Origin of the sequence: Cryobacterium sp. RTC2.1, from assembly GCF_035018685.1 — a bacterium.
Classification (GTDB): Bacteria; Actinomycetota; Actinomycetes; order Actinomycetales; family Microbacteriaceae; genus Cryobacterium; species Cryobacterium glucosi.
In genome coordinates this window covers 1-5516 of record NZ_JASJXJ010000207.1, presented here as the reverse complement: position 1 = coordinate 5516, position 5516 = coordinate 1, and the positions used below count along the sequence as shown (strand labels likewise).

Below are 5516 nucleotides of genomic sequence, written 5' to 3'. Positions count from 1 at the left end.
CTCCACCGCTTCGCCGGATGAGCCCGCCCTCTTCGAGCGACGCGAACGGCTGCGTCGGCGCGGTGCGCTGTTGCCGTCGTGGTGCTGGGCTCCGCCGCCGTCGTGGGTGCCCGCTGCGGGGGTCACAGCAGGGGCGTCGGGGTTGGTGGACTGGCTGACACGGGTGCGGGTGCGTGCTGCACCGGAACGGCCGGCGTCTGCGGTGCGACCCGAATCCGAGCGTGCCCCGTCTCCGCCGCGGCCCGATCCGCCGGAGCGGCCGGCGCCGCCGGTGCGCCCGGCGCCACCGGAGCGACCGTCCGAACGGCCGGAGTCGGAGTGACCGCTTCCCGCGGCGTGCTCGCGCACGGGCGAGATGCGCAGGCGCCCCTTCGAGCCGACCGGGATGTTGAGGTCGGAGTACAGGTGCGGTGAGGACGAGTACGTTTCGACGGGGACCGGAACGCCGAAGTCGAGTGCGGTGTTGATCAGCGTCCACTTGTGCATGTCGTCCCAGTCGACGAACGTGACCGCGATGCCGGTCTTGCCCGCGCGCCCGGTGCGCCCGACGCGGTGCAGGTACGCCTTCTCGTCCTCGGGGATGGTGTGGTTGATCACGTGGGTGACGTCGTCGACGTCGATTCCGCGAGCGGCGACATCCGTTGCGATCAGGATGTCCTTCTTGCCTGCCTTGAACGCGGCCATGGCGCGTTCGCGCTGGTCCTGGTTGAGGTCGCCGTGGACGGCGGTCGCGTTGAAGCCGCGGTCGCCGAGTTCCTCGACGAGCTTGGCGGCCGCGCGCTTGGTGCGGGTGAAGATCACGGTCTTGCCGCGGCCCTCCGCCATCAGGATGCGGCCGATGACCTCGTCCTTGTCCATGCTGTGGGCACGGTAGACGATGTGCTGGATGTTGGCCTGCATGAGGCCTTCGTCGGGCTCCTGCGCGCGGATGTGGATGGGCCGGTTCATGAACCGGCGGGCGAGGGCCACGATCGGGCCGGGCATCGTCGCGGAGAAGAGCATGGTGTGCCTGGTCGACGGCGTCTGGGCGAAGAGCCGCTCGATGTCGGACAGGAAGCCGAGGTCGAGCATCTTGTCCGCCTCGTCGAGGACCATCTCGCGCACGTTGGCGAGGCTGAGCAGGTGCTGGCTCGCGAGGTCGAGCAGGCGGCCGGGGGTGCCGACGACGATCTGGGCGCCGGCCTTGAGCTGCTCGATCTGGCCCTCGTACGCCTTGCCGCCGTAGATGGACACGATCTTGGTGTTGCGGTTCTGCGAGGCCATCTCGAGGTCCTCGCTGACCTGCACACACAGTTCGCGGGTCGGGACGACCACGAGCGCCTGCACGCCGGGCTCGGGGTCGAGTCCGAGACGCTGGATGAGGGGGAGGCCGAAGCCGAGGGTCTTGCCGGTGCCGGTCTTGGCCTGGCCGATGATGTCCTGCCCGCTCATCGCGAGCGGGATGGTCTGGAGCTGGATCGGGAACGGCTCGAGGATGCCTTTGCTGGCGAGAGCGTCAACCAGGTCCTGGTCGATATTGAGTTCGGAGAAAGTCACGAAAGTTTGCCTGTCATTAGCTGGAAACGAAAGATGCGCCCGTCTTCTGCCTCGGGCACCAGCCACCGATCCACGCCGATGGCTTGTCTCACCTTACCGGGAGCTGTCTGGGAAGCAGCCGAAGCCACGCGGGCGCGGTCGGTGTCGGGCCGCGCGGATGCCGCAGCTCTGTCCTAAGCTGGGCTGGTGTTCTCCTGGTTTGATGGGCGCGCCAAGCGCGTCGAGATTATCCCCCGGCTCACCACCCGGGGGGAACGTCCATCGACCACGAAAGTGGACATCAAGGACCTCACCCCCGAACTGCTCCCGTTCCTGGGCCAGTCCGCATACTTCGAGCTCGGCGTCTTCGAGAGCCTCGCCCGCGCCGTCGCGATCGCGCCGGACCTCGCCGCCAAGCAGGCGCTCAGCACCGCCGCTGGGCGCGCGCTCTCCAAGCACCAGGGCCTCGTCGCCGAGATCCGCCGTCGCGGAGCGGAACCCGCCGACGTGATGGCGCCGTTCGTACCGGCCCTCGACGCCTTCCGTGCCGAGATCAGCGGCGCCGACTGGACCGAGCTGCTGCTGAGCTGCTACCTCGCCGGGGGCCTGCTCGACGACTTCTTCATCCGGCTCTCCGACGGGCTGCCCGGTGAGGTCGGCCCGCGGGTCGCGCACCTTCTCGGCGAGGATGCCGGGACCGCGATCCTCGCGACCCAGCTCGCGGCCGCGATCGCAGCGGATGCGCCGCTCGCCTCGCACCTGGCCCTCTGGGGCCGCCGGCTGGTCGGGGACACCCTGCTCATCGCCCGCTCCGCGCTCGCGTTCGCGGGCACGCCTGACCCGTCCGGCGTCGTTCTGGCAGCCGGTCCCACCGAGGAGCGCATCGAGCCGGTCTTCACCGAACTGATCGCCGCGCACACCCGGCGAATGGACGGCCTCGGCCTCACCGCCTGAGCATGCGGCGATGAACCCGCGTTCGAGCGCGGGCGGTTCGCCGCTGTGCGGGTGGCGCACCGCACGCGCAACGGCGGAACACTCGCGCTCGGCGCGAGGGAAGCCTAGGCGCGGCCCGGGCGACCGGTGCGCATCAGCTCGTGCAGCATCCGTGCGTCACCGTCGACGCGTGAGCGCGCGAGGGTCGTGCCTGCCGCGACGGATGCCCCGCCGGCGATGATGAGGGTGGCCCACCAGATCCAGCCACCGTCCCAGGCCCAGCCGAACCACGTGAGTGCGACCCAGACGACCATGGCGACGATCGTGCCGATCGCGGGCAGCAGCACGGCACCGTGGTTCGTGCGCCCGGGCAGCGCGTACCGTGCCGCGAGGCCGAGGACGGCCCCGCCGAGCGCGGCGAAGAGGAGTTCCATGCCGGTGTTACGCGACGAAACCGACGCGACGGGACTCCTCGGAGCCCAGCTCGACGTAGGCGAGGCCGATCGTCGGGACGATGAACACCCGGCCCTTGCTGTCGGCGAGCTTGAGGTACCCGGTCGAACCGGAGAGGGCGGCTGCTACCGCTTCCTCGACCTCGGTCGCGGCCTGCGACGTCTCGAAGCTGATCTCACGGGGAGAGTTGAAGATGCCAATGCGGATATCCACCAGATGCGCCTTTCGTTGCCTAAGCGCCCAGATTACGACAGAACGGCGGGGCAGCCGGACAACGTTCACTGTCGGCGCAACCCGCTAGCTTTGAAAACGTGACCAGCCCCGGAATTCCGACCCTCGACCGCGACGTTTCCGCGCCTCCCTTCCCCCTCGACGGTTCCCAGCGGGCTGCCCTCGAGCTGGCCGACGGGGTCTCCGCCGCGCTCATCGGCGCCCCGGGCACCGGGAAGACCACGACCCTCATCGAGCTCCTCGCCGAACGCGTCCTCGAGCGCGGGTACGCGCCGGGGGAGGTCCTCCTGCTCGTGCCGACCCGGGCGGGCGCCACCGTGCTGCGTGACCGGCTTGCGCTCCGCCTCGGCGTTCCGACCAACGGCCCGCTCGCCCGCACGGCGAACTCCGTCGCGTTCGAACTCGTGCGCGGAGCGGAGGCCGCGGCCGGCGGACCGGCGCCGACGCTGCTCACCGGTGGCGAGCAGGACCAGATCATCGCCGAACTCCTCCAGGGCGACCTTGACGACGGCAACCCCGTCGATGGCAGCGGCGACTTCGGCGGCGTGCGCGACCGTGACGGGGTCCGTGACGGCGACGGGGCGGGTCCGTCCGGCCCGGCCTGGCCGCCCACCCTCGACGCGGGCGTGCGCCGGCTGCGCGGGTTCCGCACCGAACTGCGCAACCTGATGATGCGGGCCGTGGAATACGGGATCACCCCCACCCGCCTCGTCGAGCTCGGTGCAGCGACCGACCGCCCGGAATGGATCGCGGCTGCCCGGTTCATCCGCGGCTACGACGAGGTCAAAGACCAGAGCCGGCCCGGCCAGTACGATTCCACCGAGCTCGCCGGCTTCGCCGCGGCCGTCGTCGCCGCAGCGGCTCCCGGGTCCGCGGGAGCCGCGACCCTCGGCACCCTTGCAGGCCTCCGCCTCATCGTCGTCGACGACGCCCAGGAACTGAACAGGGCCACCCTCACCCTGCTCGCCCAGTTCGCGGCGCGCGGCGTCGCGATCGTGGCGGCAGGCGACCCCGACATCACGACCGGCTCGTTCAACGGCGCCCACGCGGATGCCCTCGGCAGGCTCGCCGACTACCTCGCTCCGGGCGCACCACGCGTCACGACCCTCGTGCTCGACACCGTCTACCGGCATGGACCCGCCATCCGGGGCGTCGTGCGGGAGATCACCCACCGGATCGGGACCGCGTCCGCGGGCACCCAACGCCGGGCCGGGAGCGTCGAGTCCCCGTCCGACGTGCCCTCAGTCGAGTCCGGCACCGCAGACCCAGGAGCCGCAGAGTCGGGCGTCGCAAAGTCCGGCACCGACGCGGCCGGCACCGAAGCATCCGCCGCCTCTGTCGAAACCCTCCTCGCGGCGAGCCCCGCCGACCAGCTCGCGCTCATCGCCGGGCGGCTGAGGGAACGGCATGTGCTCGACGGAGTGCCGTGGGGCCGCATGGCCGTGGTCGCGCGGAGCGGTTCGGCCATCCCGGCACTCGCCCGCGGCCTCGCGGCCCTCGAGGTGCCCACCCAGGTGCCCTCAGCGCAGACCGCCCTCCGCGACGAATGGGCGGTGCGTGCGTTCATCCTCGCCCTCGACGTCACTCTCGGCCGCCGTCCCCTCGACGCCGAAGCGGCGACCGAACTCCTGCGCGGCCCCCTCGGTGGCCTCGACCCGATCACCCTGCGGCGCCTCCGCGCGGCGCTGCGCCAACAGGAACTCGGCCAACAGGAACTCGGCAAACAGGAGCCCGGCGAGCCGGCAACCGGCGCGACCCCGAGCGCCGCCCGTACCCGCAGTGCCGACGAGCTTCTCGCCGCCGTGTTCGCGACGCCGTCGCTGTTGTCGGCGATCGACAACCGCACCGCCCGCCGCGCGGCGAGTTGCGCGGAGAGCCTGCTCGCCGCATCCGTCGAATACGAGGCGGGGGCCACCATCGAGGAACTGCTCTGGGGCCTCTGGCAGCGCAGCGGCCTCGCCAGGGAATGGCTCGAGCAGTCCACCGGAATCGGCATCATCGCCGACGAGGCCAACCACAACCTCGACGCCGTCGTAGCCCTGTTCTCCGCAGCGCAACGCTACGTCGAACGCACCCCGGCGGCCCCGCCGGTGCTCTTCCTCGAACACCTCGTCGACACCGACGTCCCAGAGGACACCCTCGCCCCCCGCGCCCTCGGGGACGCCGTCACCGTCTCGACCCCGAACGGGCTGATCGGCCGCGAGTTCGACCTCGTCGTGATCGCGAACGTGCAGCAGAACGTCTGGCCGGACCTGCGCATCCGCGGCTCGCTGCTCGGTTCGGGCGATCTCGCCGCCCTCGCTTCCGGACGCGACCCCCGAGGCGGCGACGCGCGCACCGAGGTCCTGCACGACGAGCTGCGCATGTTCGCCCAGGCCGCGAGC

General features: G+C 71.2%; 5 protein-coding genes. 2 read left to right on the top strand and 3 right to left on the bottom strand.

Features of this window, described 5'->3' with window-relative positions:
• Window positions 1-1536 (bottom strand): DEAD/DEAH box helicase (locus QN357_RS17630; RefSeq protein ID WP_323505286.1); only part of this gene is annotated, 1536 nt, incomplete at its 3' end.
• A 186-nt stretch (window positions 1537-1722) separates the two neighbouring features.
• Between QN357_RS17630 and QN357_RS17625 the strand changes: the two genes are divergently transcribed.
• Window positions 1723-2469 (top strand): ferritin-like fold-containing protein, encoded by a 747-nt coding sequence (locus tag QN357_RS17625; RefSeq protein WP_134449553.1) that lies wholly within the window; start codon window positions 1723-1725, stop codon window positions 2467-2469.
• A 104-nt stretch (window positions 2470-2573) separates the two neighbouring features.
• Here the strand turns inward: QN357_RS17625 and QN357_RS17620 are convergent, their stop codons facing one another.
• Both QN357_RS17620 and QN357_RS17615 read right to left on the bottom strand, forming a co-directional pair.
• Window positions 2574-2882: a hypothetical protein gene (locus QN357_RS17620; RefSeq protein WP_134449554.1), complete on the bottom strand. Its 309-nt coding sequence runs from the start codon at window positions 2880-2882 to the stop codon at window positions 2574-2576.
• Between the two features lie 7 nt (window positions 2883-2889).
• On the bottom strand, window positions 2890-3114 hold the full coding sequence (locus QN357_RS17615) for a DUF3107 domain-containing protein (RefSeq protein WP_134449555.1): 225 nt from the start codon (window positions 3112-3114) through the stop codon (window positions 2890-2892).
• A 98-nt stretch (window positions 3115-3212) separates the two neighbouring features.
• Between QN357_RS17615 and QN357_RS17610 the strand changes: the two genes are divergently transcribed.
• Window positions 3213-5516, top strand: a 2304-nt coding sequence (locus tag QN357_RS17610; protein WP_323505285.1) for a UvrD-helicase domain-containing protein, incomplete at its 3' end; no start/stop codon positions are given.

Excerpts from the sequence above, each read along its gene's own strand:
- QN357_RS17620 (WP_134449554.1), bottom strand. The coding sequence starts at position 2,882 with ATGGAACTCCTCTTCGCCGCGCTCGGCGGGGCCGTCCTCGGCCTCGCG.